The organism is Ruegeria arenilitoris (assembly GCF_013030265.1).
Classification (GTDB): domain Bacteria; phylum Pseudomonadota; class Alphaproteobacteria; order Rhodobacterales; family Rhodobacteraceae; genus Ruegeria; species Ruegeria arenilitoris_E.
Genome location: NZ_WPZQ01000016.1, coordinates 1 through 24,347, shown reverse-complemented (window position 1 = coordinate 24,347; position 24,347 = coordinate 1). Strand labels below are relative to the sequence as shown.

Sequence of the window (24,347 nt, the reverse complement as noted above, 5' to 3'; positions counted from 1 at the left end):
ATGACGGCACAGCTCAGCTCTGGCACGGCGGCTTGTCCGGGTTGCATCGCAACACCGGCCGAACCTGCCCGGCCAATCCCCGAGGATGTGCAGATTGCGCTGTCATTGCCAGGCATCCATTGTTCGGCCTGTATTGCAACAGTCGAACGTGAGCTGAACGCCCATTCCGGCGTCGAAGATGCACGCGTCAACCTGACCCTGAAGCGGGCCATGATCAAAGCCGCGCCTAATATCCGTGCGGCCGATCTGATTCCCGTTCTGGAGCGCGCGGGTTTTGAGGCGCACGAGCTGGACCCCGGGGCGTTGTCCGCGACACAATCTGACAAGGCTGGACGGGATTTGTTGATGCGACTGGCAGTTGCCGGGTTTGCTTCGATGAACGTGATGCTGCTTTCGGTCTCGGTCTGGTCGGGTGCGAGCGATGCGACGCGAGACATGTTCCACTGGATCTCAGCAGCCATCGCGCTGCCAGCTATCGCGTTTTCTGCACAGCCGTTCTTTTCCAATGCGTGGAGCGCACTTCGGGTTCGCCGCCTCAATATGGATGTACCGATCGTGCTGGCTATTCTGCTGGCTCTGGTTACATCCCTTTGGGAAACTGCACTGAGTGGCGAGCACGCCTATTTCGACGCAGCTCTGACGCTTACATTCTTCCTGCTTGCGGGTCGCTATCTTGATTACCGAACGCGTGCCGCGGCGCGGTCAGCCGCCGAAGAATTGACTGCACTCGAAGTGCCACGTGCCATTCGGTTGGTGGATGGTACAGAAGAAGAGGTTCCTGTCGCCCAACTAAAGGTCGGTGAGTTGATCCTTGTTCGGCCTGGTGGCCGAATGCCGGTAGATGGCCAGATTGTTTCCGGCCAGTCAGAGCTGGATCGCTCCCTGCTGACCGGTGAAACACTGCCAGTCTTTGCGGAACAGGGATTTGAGGTCAGCGCAGGTGAGGTCAATCTGACCGGACCGTTGACGATCCGTGCAACTGCCGTGGGCGAGGATACCTCTTTGCATCGCATGGCTGATTTGGTGGCCATCGCAGAGTCAGGCCGCTCGCGGTATACGTCATTGGCTGACAAAGCTGCCAAGCTTTACGCGCCGGGTGTTCACATCCTGTCGGCACTTAGTTTTGTGGGTTGGTACATCTATTCCGGCGATATCCGTACGGCGCTGAACATTGCAGCAGCGGTTCTGATCATCACCTGCCCTTGTGCGCTTGGCCTTGCGGTGCCTGCGGTGACGACGGCTGCTTCGGGACGTTTGTTTCGAAAAGGCATGCTGATCAAACATGCCACTGCGCTGGAACGTCTGGCTGAGGTCGACACAGTCGTATTCGATAAAACCGGAACTCTGACTTCGGGTGCGCCTGAACTGATTAATTTTGGGGATCATTCCCGTTCTGATCTTGAAGTGGCGCTGGCGCTGGCTGAGGCGTCGGCTCATCCTTTGTCCGCCGCGCTGGTAAAGGCGGCACGAGAGGCCGGGGTCCAGCCTGCCAAGGTTCGCGATATCACTGAGGTGCCCGGATATGGAACCGAAGGCGAGTATCGAGGCCAGCGTGTTCGCCTTGGGCGTTCCGCCTGGGTTGGCGGACAGCAGGATGCGCAGACATCGGCCTGGCTCGCTGTCGGATCGGATCGACCCGTTGCCTTCCGATACTCTGACGCTTTGCGCCCTGGCGCGCAGGAAGCGGTTGAGGCCTTCAAGGCCTCCGGCAAAGAGGTGATTCTTATCTCCGGCGACACACAGGGTGCGGTTCATGCGCTTGCTGAAAAGCTCGGGATCGAAAGCTGGGTTGCCGAGGCATTGCCTCAGGACAAGGCGCTTCGCATTAAGTGCCTCAATGAGGAGGGCAGGAATGTCCTGATGGTAGGGGATGGCCTGAATGATACCGCTGCCCTTGCTGCCGCGCATGTCTCGATCTCACCCGCTTCGGCGCTGGACGCGGCGCGTGTTGCATCAGACATCGTTTTGCTTGGGAATGATCTGTCCCCGATTGCCGATGCCTGCGATACTGCAGTGAAAGCAACGAAACGGATTCGTGAGAATTTTCAGATCGCAACGGTCTATAACGTGATTGCGGTGCCGCTTGCCGTTGCCGGGCTGGCGACGCCACTGATTGCGGCCCTTGCGATGTCGACCTCGTCGATTACCGTATCCCTGAACGCCCTACGCCTAAGGTGACCTGAATGGAAGTATTGGCCTATCTGATCCCGATCTCACTGCTTCTGGGCGGTATTGGCCTTGTGGCGTTTATCTATACCGTTCGTTCGAACCAGTATGAGGACCCCGAAGGGGACTCGCGGCGCATCCTGAGTGACGAATGGGACGACCGACCAAAGCCCTGAAGCCCTACCTTTGTTCACGGTTGCACCAACTGCCCTTGAATTTGCCGTAATGCCCGGCTATGTCCGGCCCATCCGCTAGCAGAGAGACCAAGCCTAATGGCCACCACAAACCCGATCCAGTTCATTCAGCAAGTCCGTGCCGAAGTAGCAAAGGTCGTCTGGCCGACCCGGCGTGAGGTGCTGTTGACCACGGTCATGGTGTTCATCATGGCGGCACTGACAGCCGTTTTCTTTGCACTGGTTGATCTGGCCATCCGCGGTGGTCTGCAACTGGTTCTCGGCGCATTCAGCTAAGGCGAACCGGGCCGCGCGGAAACGCCACTGCCCCCTTGCACAGCGCGCCGTGTCAGAGTAGTTGACACAGTACTATTCGGAATGGGCGTGCGGCGATTCGGGCTGCGCGCCGCTTTTTATTCCGGGTGATGAGATAGAATTTCAATGACGGGCAAGTCCGAGCGTTCGGTGGCCCGAAAGGCAAACAAGGACGACAGGTTCATGGCGAAACGGTGGTACTCGGTCAGCGTTCTTTCGAATTTCGAAAAGAAGATCGCAGAACAGATCCGCACGTCCGTGGCCGAGCAGGGCCTTGAGGACGATATCGACGAAGTACTGGTCCCCACCGAAGAGGTGATCGAGGTGCGTCGCGGCAAGAAGGTCACGACCGAACGTCGTTTCATGCCCGGTTACGTGCTGGTGCACATGGAAATGTCGGATCAGGGCTACCACCTGATCAACTCGATCAACCGCGTCACTGGTTTCCTGGGCCCGCAAGGACGCCCGATGCCGATGCGCGACGCCGAGGTGAACCAGATCCTCAACCGCGTTCAGGAAGGTGAAGAAGCGCCGAAGCTGATGATCACCTTCGAAGTGGGCGAGAAGGTCAAGGTCAACGACGGCCCGTTCGAAGATTTCGACGGCATGGTCGAAGGCGTGGACGACGAGAACCAGAAGCTGAAAGTGACCGTCTCGATCTTTGGTCGGGAAACTCCGGTGGAGCTGGACTTTACGCAGGTCACGAAGCAGGGCTGAATAGCTTCTCAGAGCATTTCAGAACGCCGCGTTGTCATCGACCACGCGGCGTTTTTTGCTTTATGAGTTTTGTGATCGCTGACCAGCCAAGTTCGCGAACGTCGCAGAACTAGCTCCCTATTCTTTGAAGGGAAGGCTGGTGTAGGCACCTACCTCATTGTTGCCCGAGCGCTCATTGAATGCTTCGATCATGTCATTTGTAGCTTCGGCAGCCCCAAGGTCCATGCTTTCAAGATCGAATTCGGAGAATGGAAACTCTGCGGCAGAGTCTGGGGGTTGCTTCGCCATTTGAACCGGTGCCGGAAAGGACTCTTCGTTGGGTATCCCTTGCCGGGTTCGAATACTATCTTTCGTTACATTCCATGTCATGAAATCAGCTGCTAAATCCAACGGGCCGTCATAGGTTTCCCGTATTGCCGAATAGACGGCCAACGCGATGTCATGATCGTTCTGGAAGTGATAACAAACTGCCAGTCGCGGTTCTGTCTCAGACATGATCTTCCCAAACGCCTGTGCAGCTGTATGCCCCTGTGAGCCCACAAAAATCGCCTCAGATGGTTCAAAACCGTACTTTTCGATCATGTATTCAGGGGGAGTGAAGCACTCGTGGATGGCAAGATCGGCACCGGCGGCATGCTCTCTCCACCAGCGTGTCGGAAGTGTATCAGAGGAAAAAGCGAACTTGAGGCCATTCCATTCCAATAGAAAACTAACCGATTGCTCGCCATGAATGGCTGGCAGGGTTCTGACTTGAACGCCGTTTTCATCAAAGATGACATTGTTTACAGCTTTCCAGTCGAATTCGTTCACTTCAAGCTGCAATCCTCTCGGATCGACCGCCGCGCCTCTGGTCGCTTCTTCCCAGGCCCACATCTTCATCATGTGGTCGGACCATGCCTTAGTGCCCCATTCCGGCTTGATCCCCTCAGGCCCCCAAAGGCGGACTGGAGTTAAGCGATTGTTTACGGGGCCGGTAAAATAGAAGGCTGGAAAATCGCCTGCATGATCAAGGTGCAAGTGACCTAAAAAGACCTTATCCAGTTGATCCAGGGGTATCCCAAGCGCCATGATCCGTTCATATGAACCTTCGCCCATATCGAAGATGAATTTTTCACCATTGCCCAGTTCAACAAGAAAGCAGGCGGCAGCTTGTTTAAGGCGTGGTTGAGGCATCCCCGTTCCGCAAGCGATAACCCGCATCTCGTCAGGCCCCAGAGATTCAGTTCCCGGGTAGTAAACAGTTTGGTTGGGGTATGGGTCGGTCCTTGACCATTCCGAAGGTTCCTCGTTTTGCGCTATCGTGATCGTCGCTGCGGCTGTGGTGATCCCGGCGCTAAGCGTTATTACATTTATGAAAGTCTTGGAAAATATCATCGAAAGCCCTCCCATAAGGATATCGTCGAGAAACCAAACACGCAGTTCCGACTCATCCAAGGGTCGCAATTTTTGAATGTGTTTGGCAAGTTTTACTCGGAATCGCATGCAAGGAAGTAGTATAGATGGGCAGATGACTGTTTTTGAAAGTTGCCCTGTAAGTCGTCTCGGATTGGGTCAGTGATCCCCTTGCCAACCCCTGCATTCCCCTGTAAACGCCGCCTCTATCGTCTTCGGGCGAGATTCTCTCGTGGGAGGTTGCTGGGATCGCGATCCCGGATCGGACCACGCAACATAATCTGGGTGGAACGCGTTTCACCTAAGTTGAAAGGAAAACCAAATGGCCAAGAAGCTTGCTGGTACAATGAAACTGCAGGTTCCTGCAGGTCAGGCGAACCCGTCGCCGCCAGTTGGTCCAGCGCTGGGTCAGCGCGGCATCAACATCATGGAATTCTGCAAGGCGTTTAACGCCAAGACCGCAGACATGGAGCAAGGCGCACCTTGCCCGACCGTGATCACCTATTATCAGGACAAGTCCTTCACCATGGACATCAAGACGCCGCCCGCGTCTTATTACCTGAAAAAAGCAGCTGGTCTGAAGCCGGTTGGCAAGCGTAACCGTCCCCGTGGCGCGGAAAACCCTGGTCGTGAGACCGTGGCAACCGTGACCTCGAAGCAGGTTCGCGAAATCGCCGAAGCCAAAATGAAAGATCTGAACGCCAACGACGTCGAAGGCGCAATGCAGATCATCCTGGGCTCGGCCCGCTCTATGGGCATCGAGGTGAAGTAAGATGGCAAAACTCGGTAAACGTACCCGCGCTGCGCGCGAAGCTGTCGCCGGCAAGGAAAACCTGTCGGTGGACGAAGCAGTTGCCCTGGTCAAAGCCAACGCAACTTCGAAATTCGACGAGACCATCGAAATCGCTCTGAACCTGGGCGTTGACACTCGTCACGCAGACCAGATGGTTCGCGGCGTTGTCGGCCTGCCGAACGGCACCGGTAAAGCGATGCGCGTTGCTGTATTTGCTCGTGGCCCCAAGGCTGACGAAGCGAAAGAAGCGGGCGCAGATATCGTTGGCGCGGAAGACCTGATGGAAACCATTCAGGGCGGCACCATCGAATTCGATCGCTGCATTGCTACCCCTGACATGATGCCGATCGTTGGCCGTCTGGGTAAAGTTCTGGGCCCGCGCAACCTGATGCCGAACCCCAAAGTTGGCACCGTGACCATGGACGTGAAAGCGGCCGTGGAAGCTGCCAAAGGTGGTGAAGTTCAGTTCAAAGCTGAAAAAGGTGGCGTCGTGCACGCCGGTGTTGGCAAAGCGTCGTTCGACGAAGCCAAGCTGGTCGAAAACGTCCGCGCCTTCATCTCGGCCGTGGCCAAGGCCAAGCCGTCGGGCGCCAAAGGCACCTACATGAAGAAAATCGCGCTGAGCTCGACCATGGGCCCAGGCGTGACTCTGGACGTTGCAGCTGCTGCGGGCGAATAAGCCTTAGCGACCAGTAGTGACAGTATTCACCCGGGTAGCGAAAGCCACCCGGGTTTTCTTTTGGGGATCGATGTTTGTGGATGAGCGGAAAGCTCCCCGATGATCTAGCCGAATACTTGCCTTAGCCGGATGCCAAGGCGCTCTCGCTTGTGCTCTTCGAATTCGCTGCAATCATGGCGTCTCTGGTGAAGGAAGAGCCAGTCTTTCAGCAACCGCCCCCGGATGCAGAAATCCAGAATCTCGGTGTTTATGGGGTGCTTGTAGCGGCGGAAGAACATTTCTTTGTTTTTCTTCAGGATGCCGCTTCGATCCACGTCTGATGCGTCACCTTCCCGAAATATATCTGCTTTCAGAAAATCAACGATGTCATACACCGCCAGTTTTTCTCGGGCTTCGGTAAAATCCAGGCCAATCGTTTTGCCCTGCCCGATGATCAGGTTCTGCCCATGAAAATCACCATGTGAAAAGACCCGAATGTCTTCAACGCCCTTCAGGCGGGCGGCTTCGGCGAACATGATGTTCACCCATCTCCGACTTTGATCCGAGATATCATAGGGTACCGCACCGAGCAGATCACTAATACCATCGGTCATCCACTTTGGTCGGAAGGCATAGCTTACTGGCAATTGGCAACTATGAAGGTCATTGAGCCAAGATCCTGCACGACGGAATACCTGTGCGACCTGATCGTCATCCGTGCTGTTGTAGATCAGATCCACTGCTGTCGGTCGGTCAATAAACTCTGTGACGAAAAAGGAGTTTGTGTCTGATAGATATACCGGGCGGATAACCTGAGTGGTTGGGTTGTCCTCGAAATGGATATGCAGTTTGGTCAGAAGGTCAAATTCATCGCGCAATCTTCCGGTGTCAGGAGCCTCTGTATCAATCTTTAAAGCGTAGGCTGCGGGCTTGGTTTGAACCTTCAGGACGAGGCGCGAATTTGGGAAAGCATGTGAGCGGTAGATGCACTCGACTTGTTCCGTAGCGTCAGTGTTCACGTAACTCAGAAACTCAGCCACGCAGTCGGATGTAAACTGTCTTTCGCTCTCGGTAAGGTCCGGCATTCGGAGAGTGGCGCCTGTGATTGATCTTCTGTATGTGCAGGTGACAGGACCTCAGCGCAGGTTATGTGTCAATGGCTGCCATTTCCCTATTGACCAAAGCTCAAAAGTGAGCCGGACGGATTTCTGGGATCTGACCAATTTACCCCTTGGAAACCCCCGCCATCTGCCCTAAAGAGAACTGCGGAGTAAAGCGTGCGATTCGTCGTGCGCTTTATTTCGTTTCGTCCAAGACGGTGGGTGACCTTACGAAAGGTCTTAATTCCCTGCCTGAGACGGGTAAGACCAAAGAATTTCGAGGGTCCTGACCCTCGGGCGAATTTTGGCCAATCCCGTAACAACGGACCTGAACGCCGGAGCGTAAGCTACGGCAAATATGAGCCGGGATGAGGTTTCATCCCTAACTTGGAGAGAACTGTGGATAGAGCCCAGAAAGAGAAAGTGGTCGAGGAACTCGGCCAAATCTTCGAAAGCTCTGGCGTCGTAGTGGTTTCGCACTACGCCGGTCTGACAGTTGCCGAGATGCAGGACCTGCGTTCGCGTGCGCGCGAAGCCGGAGGTTCCGTGCGTGTTGCCAAGAACAGGCTCGCCAAAATCGCCCTTGAGGGTAAGCCGTGTGAAAGCATGGCCGACCTGCTGACAGGGATGACCGTTCTGACCTATTCCGAGGATCCCGTGGCAGCAGCCAAGGTAGCCGAGGACTTCGCCAAGGATAACAAGAATTTTGAAATCCTCGGCGGTGCAATGGGCGAGAACGCTCTGGACCGCAAAGGCGTTGAAGCCGTTTCGAAAATGCCGTCTCGCGAGGAGCTTATTGCTTCGATCGTGGGCTGCATTGGCGCACCTGCTTCGAACATCGCCGGCGCGATTGGCGCACCTGCAAGCAACATCGCAAGCATCCTTTCCACCATCGAAGAGAAGGCGGAAGCTGCGTAAGCGGTTGGCACTGAATGATCTGCGTAGGGTAAATACCCTGACGTTGGAACACACACTGTAAACGGAAAGAGCTGATAAAATGGCTGATCTGAAAGCACTCGCAGAAAGCATCGTGGGTCTGACCCTGCTGGAAGCACAAGAACTGAAAACCATCCTCAAAGACGAATACGGCATCGAGCCTGCAGCTGGCGGCGCCGTAATGGTTGCAGCTGGTGGCGACGCCGGTGGCGCAGCTGAGGAAGAAAAAACCGAATTCGACGTCGTTCTGAAGAACGCCGGCGCTTCGAAAATCAACGTCATCAAAGAAGTTCGCGGCATCACCGGCCTGGGCCTGAAAGAAGCCAAGGAACTGGTCGAAGCCGGCGGCAAGATCAAAGAAGGCGTAGACAAAGCAGAAGCAGAAGACATCAAAGGCAAGCTGGAAGCAGCTGGCGCCGAAGTCGAGCTGGCCTAAGCTTAGTCTCTGGTGCATCGCTGATGTGCCGAAAAATTTGGCTGGGTCCGGAGAAATCCGGGTCCAGCCGAACCTGTCTTAGAAAGGGCCTCAATATCTGGGGTGTTTTCTAAGACACGGTTTTCGGATCGGGAGGCTGCCTTCGGGACGGTGGCCATGAATTGATCCGGACGTGTCGTCTCGAATGTGCAAGATGCCGGGGCCCGACGGTGTCTTTGCCCGCTGAGAACATCGAAAGGTGACATCTGACATGGCTCAAACGTTCCTTGGCCAGAAACGTCTTCGTAAATACTACGGCAAAATCCGCGAAGTGCTGGAGATGCCGAACCTCATTGAGGTCCAGAAATCTTCTTATGATCTTTTCCTGCGCTCCGGCGATGCAGAGCAGCCCACTGACGGCGAAGGCATCAAAGGTGTGTTCCAGTCGGTTTTCCCGATCAAGGATTTCAACGAAACCTCCGTTCTGGAGTTCGTGAAATACGATCTGGAAAAGCCCAAATATGACGTCGAAGAGTGCATGCAGCGCGACATGACCTACAGCGCGCCGCTGAAGGTCACTCTGCGCCTGATCGTGTTTGATGTCGATGAAGATACCGGTGCAAAATCGGTCAAAGACATCAAGGAACAGGATGTCTTCATGGGCGACATGCCCTTGATGACCCCGAACGGTACGTTCGTTGTCAACGGCACCGAGCGCGTGATCGTATCCCAGATGCACCGCTCGCCCGGTGTGTTCTTTGATCACGACAAGGGCAAAACCCATTCCTCGGGTAAACTGCTGTTCGCCTGCCGCATCATCCCGTATCGCGGCAGCTGGCTGGACTTTGAGTTCGACGCCAAGGACATCGTGTTCGCTCGTATCGACCGTCGCCGCAAACTGCCGGTGACCACGCTGCTTTACGCTTTGGGTCTGGACCAGGAAGGCATCATGGATGCCTACTACAACACCGTGTCCTACAAACTGGACAAGAAGAAAGGCTGGATCACGCCGTTCTTCCCCGAGCGTGTTCGTGGTACCCGTCCGACCTATGATCTGGTTGACGCGAAATCAGGTGAAGTGATTGCTGAAGCAGGCAAGAAAGTCACCCCGCGCGCAGTGAAGAAGCTGATCGAAGAAGGCGTTGTTACCGACCTGCTGGTTCCCTTCGACCACATCGTTGGCAAGTATGTCGCCAAGGACATCATCAACGAAGAAACCGGCGCGATCTATGTCGAGGCCGGTGATGAACTGACGCTGGAGTACGATAAGGATGGCGACCTGATCGGCGGTACCGCAAAGGAACTGATCGACGCGGGCATCACCGACATCCCGGTTCTGGACATCGACAACGTTAATGTCGGCCCTTACATGCGCAACACCATGGCGCAGGACAAGAACATGAACCGCGAAAGCGCGCTCATGGACATCTATCGCGTCATGCGTCCGGGCGAGCCGCCCACCGTCGAAGCTGCATCGGCCCTGTTCGACACGCTATTCTTCGACAGCGAGCGTTATGACCTGTCCGCCGTTGGCCGTGTGAAGATGAACATGCGTCTGGCTCTGGATGCGCCTGACACCCTGCGCACTCTGCGCCGCGAAGACATCGTGGCCTGCATCAAGGCGCTGGTTGAACTGCGTGACGGCAAAGGCGACGTGGACGATATCGACCACCTCGGCAACCGTCGTGTGCGTTCGGTCGGCGAACTGATGGAAAATCAGTACCGCGTCGGTCTCCTGCGCATGGAACGCGCGATCAAAGAGCGTATGTCGTCGGTCGAGATCGACACCGTCATGCCTCAGGATCTGATCAACGCGAAACCGGCTGCAGCTGCTGTTCGTGAATTCTTCGGCTCGTCGCAGCTGTCGCAGTTTATGGACCAGACCAACCCGCTGTCCGAGGTTACCCACAAACGCCGCCTTTCGGCGCTTGGCCCCGGTGGTCTTACGCGTGAGCGTGCGGGCTTTGAGGTGCGCGACGTGCACCCGACCCACTATGGCCGGATGTGCCCGATTGAAACGCCGGAAGGTCCGAACATCGGTCTGATCAACTCGCTGGCCACCTTTGCCCGTGTGAACAAGTATGGCTTCATCGAAACACCGTACCGCGTCGTGAAAGACGCCGAGGTGACCGATGAGGTTCACTACATGTCCGCGACCGAGGAAATGCGTCACACCGTGGCGCAGGCGAACGCGACTCTGGACGCTGATGGCAAGTTCATCAACGATCTGGTGTCGACCCGTCAGGCTGGTGACTACACTCTCGCCCCGCGCGAGAATGTGGACCTGATCGACGTGTCGCCGAAACAGCTGGTTTCGGTCGCTGCATCGCTGATCCCGTTCCTTGAAAATGACGACGCCAACCGGGCCTTGATGGGCTCGAACATGCAACGCCAGGCGGTTCCGCTGCTGCGCGCTGAAGCGCCGCTGGTCGGTACCGGGATCGAGGAAAAGGTTGCGATCGACTCGGGTGCTGCGATCCAGGCGAAACGCGCCGGTATCATCGACCAGGTCGATGCCCAGCGTATCGTTATCCGCGCCACCGAAGATCTGGAACTGGGCGACGCTGGCGTTGACATCTATCGTCTGCGCAAATTCCAGCGTTCGAACCAGAACACCTGCATCAACCAGCGTCCGCTGATCAAGGTGGGTGACACCGTCCAGAAGGGCGAGGTCATTGCCGATGGTCCGTCGACCGATATGGGTGAACTGGCCCTTGGTAAGAACGTGGTCGTCGCGTTCATGCCGTGGAACGGGTACAACTACGAAGACTCGATCCTGATCTCGGAACGTATCGCGCGTGATGACGTCTTCACCTCGGTCCATATCGAGGAGTTTGAAGTCGCCGCCCGTGACACAAAGCTGGGTCCGGAAGAAATCACCCGCGACATCCCGAACGTCGGTGAAGAAGCGCTGCGCAACCTTGACGAGGCTGGCATCGTTTACATCGGTGCGGATGTTGAGCCGGGCGATATTCTGGTCGGCAAGATCACTCCGAAGGGCGAAAGCCCGATGACCCCGGAAGAGAAGCTGCTGCGCGCCATCTTTGGCGAGAAAGCATCTGACGTGCGCGACACCTCGCTGCGCGTGAAGCCGGGCGATTACGGTACGGTCGTTGAGGTCCGCGTCTTCAACCGCCACGGCGTCGAGAAAGACGAGCGTGCGCTGCAGATCGAGCGTGAGGAAGTCGAACGTCTGGCCCGTGACCGGGACGACGAGCTGGCGATCCTCGACCGCAACATCTATGCGCGTCTGCAAGGCCTGATCTTGGGTAAAACCGCTGTCAAAGGCCCGAAAGGCGTCAAGGCAGGGTCGGTGATCACCGAGGAACTGCTGGAAACCCTGACTCGTGGTCAGTGGTGGCAATTGGCGCTGGAAGGCGAGCAGGACGCACAGATCGTTGAGGCTCTGAACGAGCAGTACGAAGTGCAAAAGCGTGCTCTGGACGCCCGTTTCGAAGACAAGGTCGAGAAGGTCCGCCGTGGCGACGACCTGCCGCCGGGTGTGATGAAGATGGTCAAAGTCTTCATCGCCGTGAAGCGTAAGCTGCAACCGGGCGACAAGATGGCCGGTCGTCACGGGAACAAAGGTGTGATCTCCAAGGTTGTTCCGATGGAAGACATGCCGTTCCTGGCCGATGGTACGCCGGTAGACTTCTGTCTGAACCCGCTGGGCGTGCCTTCGCGTATGAACGTCGGTCAGATCCTTGAAACCCACATGGGTTGGGCCGCACGCGGTCTGGGTTTGAACATCGATGAGGCTCTGGGTGAATACCGCCGTTCCGGCGATCTGACCCCGGTGCGCGAAGCGATGAAGCTGGCCTATGGTGAAGATGTCTACGAAGAAGGCATCACCGGTCTGGACGAGGATGGCCTGATCGAGGCTGCGGGCAACGTGACCCGCGGTGTTCCGATCGCAACCCCGGTCTTCGACGGTGCCAAAGAGGCTGACGTCAACGACGCGCTGGTGCGTGCGGGCTTCTCGGAAAGCGGTCAGTCGGTTCTGTTCGACGGTCGTACCGGTGAGCAATTCGCACGTCCGGTAACCGTGGGCATCAAGTACCTGCTGAAACTGCACCACTTGGTGGATGACAAAATCCACGCGCGTTCGACCGGGCCGTACAGCCTGGTTACCCAGCAGCCGCTGGGTGGTAAGGCGCAGTTCGGTGGTCAGCGCTTTGGTGAGATGGAGGTTTGGGCTCTGGAAGCTTACGGCGCCGCCTACACCCTGCAGGAGATGCTCACCGTGAAATCGGATGACGTCGCAGGCCGGACCAAGGTCTATGAGTCGATCGTCAAGGGCGAGGATAACTTTGAAGCGGGCGTACCGGAATCGTTCAACGTTCTGGTTAAAGAAGTCCGTGGCCTCGGCCTGAATATGGAACTCCTGGATGCGGAGGTTGAGGAGTAAGGGCGCTGCCCTTTCTCCCGTCCCCCCTTCCGCAAGATTTGAGGTAACAAATGAACCAGGAAATCACCAACAACCCGTTCAACCCGCTGACGCCCCCGAAGGTTTTCGACGAGATCAAGGTCTCGCTGGCGTCGCCCGAGCGGATCCTGTCTTGGTCCTATGGCGAGATCAAGAAGCCCGAAACCATCAACTACCGGACGTTCAAGCCTGAACGCGACGGTCTGTTCTGCGCGCGTATATTTGGCCCGATCAAAGATTACGAATGTCTGTGCGGCAAATATAAGCGGATGAAGTATCGCGGCGTTGTCTGCGAGAAATGCGGTGTGGAAGTCACCCTGCAGAAAGTCCGCCGCGAGCGTATGGGCCACATCGAACTGGCCGCGCCCGTTGCGCATATCTGGTTCCTGAAGTCGCTGCCGTCCCGCATCGGTTTGATGCTGGACATGACGCTGCGCGATCTGGAACGCGTTCTGTACTTTGAAAACTATGTCGTCATCGAGCCCGGTCTGACCGACCTGACCTACGGCCAGATGCTGACCGAAGAAGAGTACATGGATGCGCAGGATGCCTATGGCATGGACGCGTTCACCGCCAATATCGGCGCTGAAGCCATCCGTGAGATGCTGGCCCAGATCGATCTGGAAGCCGAAGCCGAGCAGCTGCGCGCTGATCTGGCCGAAGCCACCGGCGAGCTGAAGCCTAAGAAGATCATCAAGCGTCTGAAGGTTGTTGAATCCTTCCTCGAGTCGGGCAACCGGCCTGAATGGATGGTGATGACCGTGATCCCGGTCATTCCGCCGGAACTGCGTCCGCTGGTTCCTCTGGATGGTGGCCGTTTTGCGACTTCGGATCTGAACGATCTCTATCGCCGGGTCATCAACCGGAACAACCGTCTGAAGCGTCTGATCGAGCTGCGCGCGCCTGACATCATCGTCCGCAACGAAAAGCGGATGCTGCAGGAATCCGTAGATGCTCTGTTCGACAACGGCCGTCGTGGCCGCGTGATCACCGGCGCCAACAAGCGTCCGCTGAAATCGCTGTCGGACATGCTGAAGGGTAAACAGGGTCGCTTCCGTCAGAACCTTTTGGGTAAGCGCGTCGACTTCTCGGGCCGTTCGGTCATTGTGACCGGTCCGGAACTCAAGCTGCACCAGTGTGGTCTGCCCAAGAAGATGGCGCTGGAGCTGTTCAAGCCGTTCATCTACTCGCGCCTTGAAGCCAAGGGTCTGTCTTCGACCGTGAAGCAGGCGAAGAAACTGGTCGAGAAAGAGCGCCCCGAAGTGTGGGATATCCTCGACGAGGTGATCCGCGAACACCCTGTCATGCTGAACCGTGCGCCGACGCTGCACCGTCTTGGCATTCAGGCATTCGAGCCGGTCCTGATCGAAGGTAAAGCCATTCAGCTGCACCCGCTGGTCTGCTCGGCCTTTAACGCTGACTTCGACGGTGACCAGATGGCTGTTCACGTTCCGCTGAGCCTTGAGGCGCAGCTGGAAGCCCGTGTTCTGATGATGTCGACGAACAACGTTCTGTCGCCTGCAAACGGCGCGCCGATCATCGTTCCGTCGCAGGATATGATCCTGGGTCTCTACTATCTGACCCTGGAACGTGAAGGCATGCCGGGCGAAGGCAAAGTGTTCGGCTCGATAGACGAGGTCCAGCACGCGCTGGACGCGGGTGAAGTTCACCTGCATTCGAAGATCACTGCCCGGATCACTCAGATCGACGACGAAGGCAACGAAGTTCAGCAGCGTTTCGAGACCACTCCGGGCCGCGTGCGTCTGGGTGCTCTGCTGCCGATGAACAACAAGGCGCCGTTCGAGCTGGTCAACCGTCTGCTGCGTAAGAAAGAAGTGCAGCAGGTGATCGACACTGTCTACCGCTACTGCGGTCAGAAAGAGTCGGTCATCTTCTGTGACCAGATCATGTCGATGGGCTTCAAAGAAGCGTTCAAGGCCGGTATCTCGTTCGGTAAGGACGACATGGTCATCCCGGGCGACAAGTGGGGCATCGTTGATGACACCCGCGATCAGGTGAAGGATTTCGAACAACAGTACATGGACGGCCTGATCACTCAGGGTGAAAAGTACAACAAAGTTGTCGATGCCTGGTCGAAGTGTAACGACCGCGTCACCGAGGCGATGATGAGCACGATCTCGTCGTCGGATCGGGCAGAGGATGGCTCCGAGCAGGAACCAAACTCGGTCTACATGATGGCTCACTCGGGTGCGCGTGGGTCGGTTACTCAGATGAAACAGCTGGGCGGTATGCGCGGCCTGATGGCCAAGCCGAACGGCGACATCATCGAGACACCGATCATCTCGAACTTTAAAGAAGGTCTGACCGTTCTCGAGTACTTCAACTCGACACACGGTGCCCGTAAGGGTCTGTCGGATACCGCTCTGAAGACGGCGAACTCGGGTTACCTGACCCGCCGTCTGGTGGACGTCGCACAGGACTGCATCGTTCGCGAGGTCGATTGTGGAACCGAGCGCGCGATCACAGCCGAAGCTGCAGTCAATGACGGTGAAGTCGTCGCTTCGCTGGCCGAACGTGTGCTGGGCCGTGTGTCTGCCGATGACGTTCTGCGTCCGGGTACAGATGAGGTTCTGGTCGCTGCCGGTCAGCTGATCGATGAACGTATGGCCGACGCCATTGACGAGGCTGCCGTTGCGTCGATGCGCATCCGCTCGCCTCTGACCTGTGAGTCCGAGGAAGGCGTCTGTGCGACCTGCTACGGTCGTGACCTTGCACGCGGTACTATGGTGAACACGGGTGAGGCTGTCGGCATCATCGCCGCCCAGTCCATCGGTGAACCCGGTACGCAGCTGACGATGCGGACCTTCCACATCGGTGGTGTTGCGCAAGGTGGTCAGCAGTCGTTCCAGGAAGCCAGCCAGGACGGTGTTGTTTCGTTCGAGAACCCGCAGATTCTGGTCAATGCGGCAGGCGACAGCCTGGTAATGGGCCGGAACATGAAGCTGGTGATCAAGGACGAACATGGCGAAGAGCGTGCCAGCCACAAGCTGGGCTACGGCTCCAAGCTGTTTGTCAAAGATGGCACCAAAGTGGCCCGTGGCGACAAGCTGTTCGAGTGGGATCCCTACACCCTGCCGATCATCGCTGAGAAAGCCGGTACCGCAAAATACGTCGACCTTGTTTCGGGCCTTGCTGTCCGCGACGAGACCGACGAAGCAACCGGTATGACCCAGAAGATCGTGATCGATTGGCGCGCCGCCCCCAAAGGCAGCGACCTGAAGCCCGAGATCATTCTGGTCGGAGAAGATGGCGAGCCGGTCCGCAACGATTCGGGTAACCCGGTTCACTATCCGATGTCGGTGGATGCGATCCTTTCGGTCGAAGACGGTCAGCAGGTTGAAGCCGGTGACGTTGTTGCGCGTATCCCGCGTGAAGGTGCCAAGACCAAGGACATCACCGGTGGTCTGCCGCGTGTGGCCGAACTGTTCGAAGCCCGTCGTCCGAAAGATCACGCGATCATCGCAGAAGCCGATGGTTACGTGCGCTTTGGCCGTGACTACAAAAACAAGCGCCGCATCAGCATCGAACCGGCTGACGAGTCCATGGAGACCATCGAGTACATGGTGCCCAAGGGCAAGCACATCCCGGTCGCCGAAGGGGACTTCATCCAGAAGGGTGAATACCTGATGGACGGTAACCCGGCTCCGCATGACATCCTGTCCATCATGGGTGTCGAAGCGCTGGCGGATTACATGATCGACGAAGTGCAGGACGTCTATCGTCTGCAGGGTGTGAAGATCAACGACAAGCACATCGAGGTCATCGTGCGCCAGATGCTGCAGAAGTGGGAGATCCTGGATTCAGGCGACACCACTCTGCTGAAAGGCGAACATGTCGACAAGCAGGAGTTCGACGCAGCCAACGAGAAGACCATCGCCCGCGGTGGTCGTCCGGCACAGGGCGAGCCGATCCTTCTGGGGATCACCAAAGCCTCGCTGCAGACGCGTTCGTTCATCTCGGCGGCGTCGTTCCAGGAAACCACTCGTGTGCTGACCGAAGCTTCGGTTCAGGGCAAGAAAGACAAACTGGTTGGCCTGAAAGAGAACGTCATCGTTGGTCGCCTGATCCCTGCCGGTACCGGTGGCGCAACTCAAAGCGTCCGCCATATCGCGCAGTCGCGTGACAACGTGGTGATCGAAGCCCGCCGGGAAGAGGCCGAAGCGGCCGCTGCTCTGGCTGCTCCGATGATGGATGACGACATGGTCGGTGATGAGCTGGATGTTCTGGTAGAAACACCGGAAAGCCGCGAGTAATCGCTCTCCTATATGAACAAAGAAAGGCCCCGCGATTTCGCGGGGCCTTTTGATTTTGAGTCGACTGGATTGGCAAAGCTCAATTGCTTTGCCAGCCACATTTTTCTCGCAGGCCGAAGATTCAACTTAAGAAAGCAGCAGCTACAACACACCTAAAAAATGAAATGGGCAGGCATGGACTGGGTTCCTGTTGGATGCATATATTGAAATTATTTTTAAGGTAGAATCCAATGGCTTTAAACAGAACCGCTCCAAGACCTGTCTCAAAGACCAGCCTCGCCTTGGGTTTGGTTTTTGCGTGCGGGTTATCGCCGCATATCCTGTCAGCTCAGAATGCTCCATGCGCATCGCTCGGAAGTCTGCGTTCACTTACAACGACAGAAGATGGCAGTCAGTCGCTTTGGCTGTCCAGGACGACAGGCGGATCCAGATTTGCTCTTGACGCAACTGCTTCGTCGACCCGCGTTGATACCTGGGTTGGACAGGGGCTGCATATCTCGGCTTCTCCGGTTGTGGCTACCGGCGCAGCTGGCGCGCACACCCTCTCCGAGATATCGGGCGATGGTGGAGATTGCGAGATCGCAACCACCAACCAACTGGCGCGCCCAGACCAGACGTTGCCACCTGTTCCGATCCGCCCCGGTGGGGGTGGTACCGAACCTAATGGAGGAGGCGCTACCGGCGGTCAGCAACTGACCGAAAGTGCCATTATTGGCTTTTCCCCGATCCTGCTAGGGCGTTGGTCGATTACTGAGCGTTTGAACCGGCGTGCACTTGGCCCCTATGGTGCCGATAGCGCCGGTTCCACTTCGACCAAAGAAGAAAGCCTTGCCTGGTTTGATGTGACCTACCTTCATGCAAACAACAACCAGTTTGGTCGAGGTGGTCGTGACAACAGCGCCCAGATTATCGTTGGGGCGGACTTGTGGCAGAGTGGGGCTGTAAAGGTTGGTTTTGCAGGTGGTTTTGAATCAACCGACACTGACTCGTTCAACAACACAGTTTCTGCGGATGCCAACAGCTATTTCATAGGTCCGTATCTGGGGTGGAGACCGGACGAATATACGCTGGTGGATATTTGGCTTGGATATGCCAACCGAAAATTCAAAAACGGCATAGCTGCCTATCGGTCGTCATTTGACGCAGACCGGTTCTTTGTTGATGCCAACATCACCAGACGTATCAATAGCGGCAACTATTCGATATTCCCGAAGCTTGGCATCTTTTACGCAAACGACGACATGCCTGCGCATCAATACTCGAATGGAATCTCAACATTTACGGTCACCAGCCATAATGCTGAGACTTTGATTACCCGATTGGCGGTTGATATCTGGCGTGACCCAATCATTGGCTCGAACGGCTTGCAATGGCTACCCTTTGTGAGTGCCGGGGTTGATTGGTATGCTGAGCAGCCCGGAGACAGGCGTGTGCTGAGCAATGACATGACCATCGACAGCACCGGAGATGTCATTGGATCGCTTTCGGCTGGTACGGATATTTTGACTGAAAATGGTGGTCGTTGGACTACCAAAGTGACCTATGATGGCATCGGGCTGAGTGGATACAATGAGGTCGAGGTCGAGCTTGCTTTCAACTTTGACTTTTAAGCGCAGGTGAACGTGCTCAGAAGTGCGTCGGCCTGAATGGATGTATTGCGGATGGACGGTAACCTGGCGTCCAAACCGAGTGTTTGCTGGTTTGGACAGTGAGGCATCGACGGGAGCGACCCAGTAAATTGTTGCTTGGACCAGTTGACATTGCGTCTGCTGGTTGAGCCAATGGCCAGATTGATTTCAGGCCGGATCAGATTGATATGACCCCAAATGTTAAGGGCGCCTTGCTGATGGTGGGAAGCATGGCAGCTTTTACCGTGAATGATACACTGGTTAAGGTAGCCTTACAGGAATTGCCGCTGTTTCAGCTTGTCGCTATTCGCGGCGCGTTAGCTACAATTCTGATCTATGTACTTGCCCGCTTTTTGGGATCGCTGCACCTGAATTTCCCGCACCATAACAGATGGCTGGTGGCGTTGCGGTGTCTGGCGGAACTGTCAGCGACTTTCTTCTTTCTGACGGCGTTAAAAAGCATGCCGCTGGCTAATGTGACAGCGGTACTGCAGGCATTGCCATTAACTGTCACTCTGGGTGCGGCTCTGTTTTTCTCGGAACATATTGGGTGGCGACGTATCCTGGCGATTGCCCTTGGGTTCATAGGCATGTTGCTGATCGTACGGCCCGGACCCGAAGGCTTTAGTGTATTTTCGCTGTACGCATTGGTTGCGGTCGCGTCAGTCACCGTGCGGGATCTTATTACGCGGCGTATGTCAGCCGAGGTGCCGTCAATGGTTGTTACGCTTGCGACATCACTTTCGATCACCGCTGCTGCGGCAATCGCATCGATATTGGAAGGCTGGGTTCCAGTTTCGGCGGGCGCCGGAATGTTGGTCGCGTCGGCGGCGGTCTTTGTGCTGATGGGATACCTGTTCAGCGTCATGGTGATGCGGGTAGGGGACGTGGGTTTCGTAGCACCCTTCAGATACTCAAGCCTGATCTGGGCATTGGGACTGGGGTGGCTGGTGTTCGACGAATGGCCGGATCAGATCACGATGCTTGGAGCGGTGCTGGTTGTTGCCGCAGGTCTGTTCACCCTGTTCCGCGAACGGACCCATCAAGTAACGGAGTGAACCTGTCTGACGTAATCCTGATCGATGGCAAAGCGCGCGATGAATTCACCTTCGAGTTCCGGATCTAGCGGTGTCATCTCGATCTTGCTGTTCCGGGTATTGGGTGAGTCGTTGAACTGGTTCAGCGTGCGCACCCACATCGGCGCGTCCGGATAGCTGACGACTGGCATCGAGTTGCCGATCCTGTGGTGGGTGAAGTTCATGATCGTCAGTGGGCAACCACCGCGCACATACATGCCAAATGCGACACCCAACAAATGCCGAAACACTTTCTTGGCCTGCACCCCTTCTGGCCCAAACCGGGCCAGAAACCCGTGATTGTAGTCGATGGCAACAGATCGGTTTTCAGCCATCAGCCCTTTGCACTCTTCCGCTGCTATGCGCAGCCGCTCGACGAAATCAACCGATACGGCATCATCATCGTCGTGCCGAAACTGCAGGCAGGGCTGATTGAAATCACCCCTGGCGGCGTTAAGAATCTCTTTCATGACCTTGCGATGGCGTTCAGGCTGCCGCTTTATGATCCGAACCTGTTTCATTCCGGCGGTGAGATCATGCAGACGATCCAGTGCAGGTTTCGGCAGGCAGTCACCGATTACGATCAGCAACTGATAGTCTTCGTCTGTTTGTTCGCGAAAACAGGGCAAGGTGGTTGCCTCGAACAGGCGAAACCGCTCTTCCAGTCTCTCCGGGCTATAGAGGTACTGCCGTCGTTCCTCGATCGTATCATGCTCAATCTGGAAACCACCGAAGGCAGGATAGGAGAAGCGGCACAAACCGATGACTTGCATGTCTAATCCGTAAAGAACGTAGTTATGGCGACTATGCCTCTGCCTCGTCAGAGCCGCAACTGGCAGTTGGAATTGAAACTGCACTGGGGCTTTGATAGGCCATAGCAATCCGGATCACCGGCAGCGCAACGGGTGTGCTGTTGACACTTGGGCCGACTCCCCCTATTACGCGCGACATCTCGGTGCCGGGGGCCGCCCCACAACCGATTCCAGTAATGAACTGGTCAAGGCCCGGACAATTTTGTCGTTCGCGCCCTCTGATAAACAACCGCGACGTTCACCTCGGAATGGGAACGTTCGCGGGTTTTGCGCTTGTGGACGCATAAGTGCAGCGAATTTAACCGCACGCAATGCGCGTGCATGTCATGTGTGTTGCAAAACGGGGAAGAAACCGGAATGCCAACTATTCAGCAGCTGATCCGCAAGCCGCGGCAGCCCAAAGTAAAACGCTCGAAGTCCATGCACCTGGAGCAGTGCCCGCAGAAGCGCGGCGTTTGCACCCGCGTGTACACCACCACACCGAAGAAGCCGAACTCGGCTATGCGTAAGGTTGCCAAGGTGCGCCTGACCAACGGGTTCGAGGTCATCTCGTACATCCCGGGTGAAAGCCACAACCTGCAGGAACACTCAGTTGTTCTGATCCGTGGCGGCCGTGTAAAAGACCTTCCCGGTGTGCGTTACCACATCCTGCGCGGTGTTCTGGATACTCAGGGCGTCAAAGATCGTAAGCAACGTCGTTCGAAATACGGCGCGAAGCGTCCCAAGTAAGAAGGAGAGGCTGATATGTCACGTCGTCACGCCGCCGAAAAACGCGAAGTCCTGCCTGACGCCAAATTTGGCGACAAGGTACTGACCAAATTCATGAACAACCTGATGATCGACGGCAAGAAGTCGGTCGCAGAGCGCATCGTTTACAACGCCTTTGATCGCGTTGAGAACAAGGTAAAGCGCGCTCCTGTCGAAGTGTTCCACGAAGCGCTCGACAACATCAAACCGTCGGTTGAGGTTCGCTCGCGCCGGGTTGGTGGTGCAACCTATCAGGTTCCGGTCGAAGTGCGCCCTGAGCGCCGCGAAGCACTGGCCATCCGCTGGCTGATCACCGCTGCGCGCGGCCGCAACGAAAACACCATGGAAGAACGCCTCGCCGGTGAACTGCTGGACGCTGTACAGTCCCGCGGTACTGCCGTGAAGAAGCGCGAAGACACCCACAAGATGGCCGAGGCGAACAAAGCCTTCAGCCACTACCGTTGGTAATTCAGAGGCTTATCAAAAATGGCACGCGAATATCCGCTCGAACTATACCGTAACTTCGGTATCATGGCGCACATCGACGCAGGTAAGACCACCTGCTCGGAGCGTATCCTGTATTACACTGGTAAATCCCACAACATCGGTGAGGTGCACGATGGTGCAGCCACCATGGACTGGATGGAGCAGGAGCAGGAACGCGGCATCACCATCACTTCGGCTGCGACCACCACTTTCTGGGAGCGCACCGAAGACGGTCAGACCGCCGAAACTCCTAAGCACCGCCTGAACATCATCGACACCCCCGGCCACGTTGACTTCACCATCGAAGTTGAGCGTTCGCTGGCGGTTCTCGACGGTGCCGTCTGCGTTCTGGACGCAAACGCCGGTGTTGAGCCCCAAACCGAAACCGTGTGGCGTCAGGCTGACCGCTACAAGGTTCCGCGTATGGTTTTCGTCAACAAAATGGACAAGATCGGCGCTGACTTCTTCAACTGCGTCAACATGATCGAAGACCGCACCGGCGCACGCGCTGTTCCGGTTGGTATTCCGATCGGTGCCGAGTCCGAGCTGGAAGGTCTGATCGACCTGGTCACCATGGAAGAGTGGCTGTGGCAGGGCGAAGATCTGGGCGCAAGCTGGATCAAAGCTCCTATCCGCGACAGTCTGAAAGACATGGCTGACGAATGGCGCGGCAAGATGATCGAAGCGGCCGTCGAAATGGACGACGACGCGATGATGGAATACCTGGAAGGCAATGAGCCCGACGTTCCGACCCTGCGCGCCCTGCTGCGTAAAGGTACTCTGGAAATCGCGTTCGTTCCGGTTCTGGGTGGTTCGGCGTTCAAGAACAAAGGCGTCCAGCCTCTGCTCAACGCTGTGATCGACTATCTGCCCAGCCCGCTGGACGTTGTTGATTACATGGGCTTCAAACCCGGCGACGAGGAAGAAGTTCGTGACATCGCTCGTCGTGCAGACGACGACATGGCGTTCTCGGGCCTGGCGTTCAAAATCATGAACGACCCCTTCGTTGGATCGCTGACCTTCACTCGCATCTACTCGGGCACCATGAACAAGGGTGACTCGATCCTGAACTCGACCAAAGGTAAGAAAGAGCGCATCGGTCGTATGATGATGATGCACTCGAACAACCGGGAAGAGATCGAAGAAGCGTTTGCAGGCGACATCATCGCGCTGGCGGGTCTGAAAGACACCACCACCGGTGACACCCTGTGTGACGCGAAGGATCCGGTGGTTCTGGAAACCATGACCTTCCCCGATCCGGTGATCGAGATCGCGGTAGAGCCCAAAACCAAGGGCGACCAAGAGAAGATGTCCCAGGGTCTGGCCCGTCTGGCCGCCGAAGACCCGTCCTTCCGTGTGGAAACCGACCTGGAATCGGGTCAGACCATCATGAAGGGCATGGGCGAACTTCATCTGGACATCCTGGTTGACCGTCTGAAGCGTGAGTTCAAGGTTGAAGCGAACATCGGTGCACCGCAGGTGGCCTATCGTGAAACCATCTCGATGCCTGTCGAACACACCTACACCCACAAGAAACAGTCGGGTGGTTCGGGTCAGTTCGGTGAGGTTAAACTAGAGATCACTCCGACCGAGCCGGGCGAAGGTTACTCGTTCGAAAGCCGCATCGTTGGTGGTGCCGTTCCGAAGGAATACATCCCGGGTGTTGAAAAAGGCATCCAGTCTGTCATGGACAGCGGCCCTCTGGCTGGCTTCCCCGTGATCGACTTCAAGGTTGCCCTGCTGGACGGTAAGTTCCACGATGTTGACTCGAGCGTTCTGGCGTTCGAAATCGCAGCCCGTATGTGTATGCGTGAAGGCATGCGCAAAGCTGGCGCGAAACTGCTGGAACCGATCATGAAGGTCGAAGTGATCACCCCGGAAGAATACACTGGCGGTATCATCGGTGACCTGACCTCGCGTCGTGGCCAGGTGTCTGGTCAGGAACCGCGCGGCAACGCAATCGCGATCGACGCGTTCGTTCCGCTGGCGAACATGTTCGGCTACATCAACACTCTGCGTTCGATGTCGTCGGGTCGTGCCCAGTTCACCATGCAGTTCGACCACTACGATCCGGTTCCGCAGAACATCTCGGACGAGATCCAGGCGAAATACGCATAAGCGAAGATTTGAGGGAGCTCGGTTAACGGGCTCCCTTCATTACCGAAAAAGGAGGCCATCATGGCAAAGGAAAAGTTTGAGCGTACAAAACCGCACGTCAACATCGGCACGATTG

At 56.5% G+C, this 24,347-nt stretch carries 18 protein-coding genes; 15 read left to right on the top strand and 3 right to left on the bottom strand.

From position 1 onward, the window contains the following. The 4 genes from GOX61_RS21760 to nusG all read left to right on the top strand — a co-directional run bounded on the left by GOX61_RS21760 (position 1) and on the right by nusG (position 3,371). Positions 1-2,178 carry a heavy metal translocating P-type ATPase gene (locus tag GOX61_RS21760; RefSeq protein ID WP_170337112.1) on the top strand — a complete coding sequence of 726 codons (2,178 nt, stop codon included), beginning with the start codon at positions 1-3 and terminating at the stop codon, positions 2,176-2,178. Positions 2,179-2,183: 5 nt separating this feature from the next. Continuing rightward, positions 2,184-2,342, top strand: coding sequence for a cbb3-type cytochrome oxidase assembly protein CcoS (gene ccoS, locus GOX61_RS21755; protein WP_155142426.1), 159 nt, complete (start codon positions 2,184-2,186; stop codon positions 2,340-2,342). 96 nt (positions 2,343-2,438) lie between these two features. Continuing rightward, a complete protein-coding gene (gene secE, locus GOX61_RS21750) occupies positions 2,439-2,636 on the top strand; it encodes a preprotein translocase subunit SecE (protein WP_155142428.1) in 198 nt (65 codons plus the stop codon). A 201-nt stretch (positions 2,637-2,837) separates the two neighbouring features. Then, positions 2,838-3,371, top strand: a complete 534-nt coding sequence (gene nusG / locus GOX61_RS21745; protein WP_155142458.1) for a transcription termination/antitermination protein NusG — start codon at positions 2,838-2,840, stop codon at positions 3,369-3,371. A gap of 117 nt (positions 3,372-3,488) precedes the next feature. On the opposite strand, the gene gntH is transcribed toward nusG, so the two are convergent. Then, entirely contained in the window at positions 3,489-4,745 is a 1,257-nt protein-coding gene (gene gntH / locus GOX61_RS21740) for a guanitoxin biosynthesis MBL fold metallo-hydrolase GntH (protein ID WP_170337110.1), read from the bottom strand. A 340-nt stretch (positions 4,746-5,085) separates the two neighbouring features. Between gntH and rplK the strand changes: the two genes are divergently transcribed. Then, positions 5,086-5,535, top strand: a complete 450-nt coding sequence (gene rplK, locus GOX61_RS21735; protein WP_037314971.1) for a 50S ribosomal protein L11 — start codon at positions 5,086-5,088, stop codon at positions 5,533-5,535. Between the two features lies 1 nt (position 5,536). Continuing rightward, positions 5,537-6,235: a 50S ribosomal protein L1 gene (rplA, locus tag GOX61_RS21730; protein ID WP_008758243.1), complete on the top strand. Its 699-nt coding sequence runs from the start codon at positions 5,537-5,539 to the stop codon at positions 6,233-6,235. A 104-nt stretch (positions 6,236-6,339) separates the two neighbouring features. Here rplA and GOX61_RS21725 read toward each other — a convergent pair whose 3' ends face one another. After that, positions 6,340-7,254: a phosphotransferase gene (locus GOX61_RS21725; RefSeq protein ID WP_170337108.1), complete on the bottom strand. Its 915-nt coding sequence runs from the start codon at positions 7,252-7,254 to the stop codon at positions 6,340-6,342. A 459-nt stretch (positions 7,255-7,713) separates the two neighbouring features. On the opposite strand from GOX61_RS21725, the gene rplJ reads away from it, so the two are divergent. The 6 genes from rplJ to GOX61_RS21695 all read left to right on the top strand — a co-directional run bounded on the left by rplJ (position 7,714) and on the right by GOX61_RS21695 (position 20,051). Next, positions 7,714-8,232, top strand: a complete 519-nt coding sequence (gene rplJ / locus GOX61_RS21720) for a 50S ribosomal protein L10 (RefSeq protein WP_170337106.1) — start codon at positions 7,714-7,716, stop codon at positions 8,230-8,232. A 79-nt stretch (positions 8,233-8,311) separates the two neighbouring features. Then, positions 8,312-8,686: a 50S ribosomal protein L7/L12 gene (rplL, locus tag GOX61_RS21715; protein WP_155142436.1), complete on the top strand. Its 375-nt coding sequence runs from the start codon at positions 8,312-8,314 to the stop codon at positions 8,684-8,686. Positions 8,687-8,936: 250 nt separating this feature from the next. After that, positions 8,937-13,073 carry a DNA-directed RNA polymerase subunit beta gene (rpoB, locus tag GOX61_RS21710; RefSeq protein ID WP_170337104.1) on the top strand — a complete coding sequence of 1,379 codons (4,137 nt, stop codon included), beginning with the start codon at positions 8,937-8,939 and terminating at the stop codon, positions 13,071-13,073. 50 nt (positions 13,074-13,123) lie between these two features. Next, complete coding sequence (gene rpoC / locus GOX61_RS21705) at positions 13,124-17,365, top strand: DNA-directed RNA polymerase subunit beta' (protein WP_170337102.1); 4,242 nt, start codon at positions 13,124-13,126, stop codon at positions 17,363-17,365. A gap of 230 nt (positions 17,366-17,595) precedes the next feature. Beyond that, positions 17,596-18,975, top strand: a complete 1,380-nt coding sequence (locus tag GOX61_RS21700) for an autotransporter outer membrane beta-barrel domain-containing protein (protein ID WP_217353951.1) — start codon at positions 17,596-17,598, stop codon at positions 18,973-18,975. A 206-nt stretch (positions 18,976-19,181) separates the two neighbouring features. Further along, entirely contained in the window at positions 19,182-20,051 is an 870-nt protein-coding gene (locus GOX61_RS21695) for a DMT family transporter (RefSeq protein ID WP_170337099.1), read from the top strand. On the opposite strand, the gene GOX61_RS21690 is transcribed toward GOX61_RS21695, so the two are convergent. Continuing rightward, complete coding sequence (locus tag GOX61_RS21690) at positions 20,036-20,842, bottom strand: putative rhamnosyl transferase (protein ID WP_170337097.1); 807 nt, start codon at positions 20,840-20,842, stop codon at positions 20,036-20,038. The two genes, GOX61_RS21695 and GOX61_RS21690, sit on opposite strands and share 16 nt — an antisense overlap. 396 nt (positions 20,843-21,238) lie before the next feature. Between GOX61_RS21690 and rpsL the strand changes: the two genes are divergently transcribed. From rpsL to fusA, 3 genes are read left to right on the top strand one after another with little or no spacing between them, the layout of a single operon-like run. Further along, positions 21,239-21,610 (top strand): 30S ribosomal protein S12, encoded by a 372-nt coding sequence (gene rpsL, locus GOX61_RS21685; protein WP_005621086.1) that lies wholly within the window; start codon positions 21,239-21,241, stop codon positions 21,608-21,610. Between the two features lie 15 nt (positions 21,611-21,625). Next, complete coding sequence (gene rpsG / locus GOX61_RS21680) at positions 21,626-22,096, top strand: 30S ribosomal protein S7 (RefSeq protein ID WP_010441203.1); 471 nt, start codon at positions 21,626-21,628, stop codon at positions 22,094-22,096. An 18-nt stretch (positions 22,097-22,114) separates the two neighbouring features. Continuing rightward, positions 22,115-24,232, top strand: a complete 2,118-nt coding sequence (gene fusA, locus GOX61_RS21675; protein WP_155142446.1) for an elongation factor G — start codon at positions 22,115-22,117, stop codon at positions 24,230-24,232. Positions 24,233-24,347 lie beyond the last annotated feature (115 nt).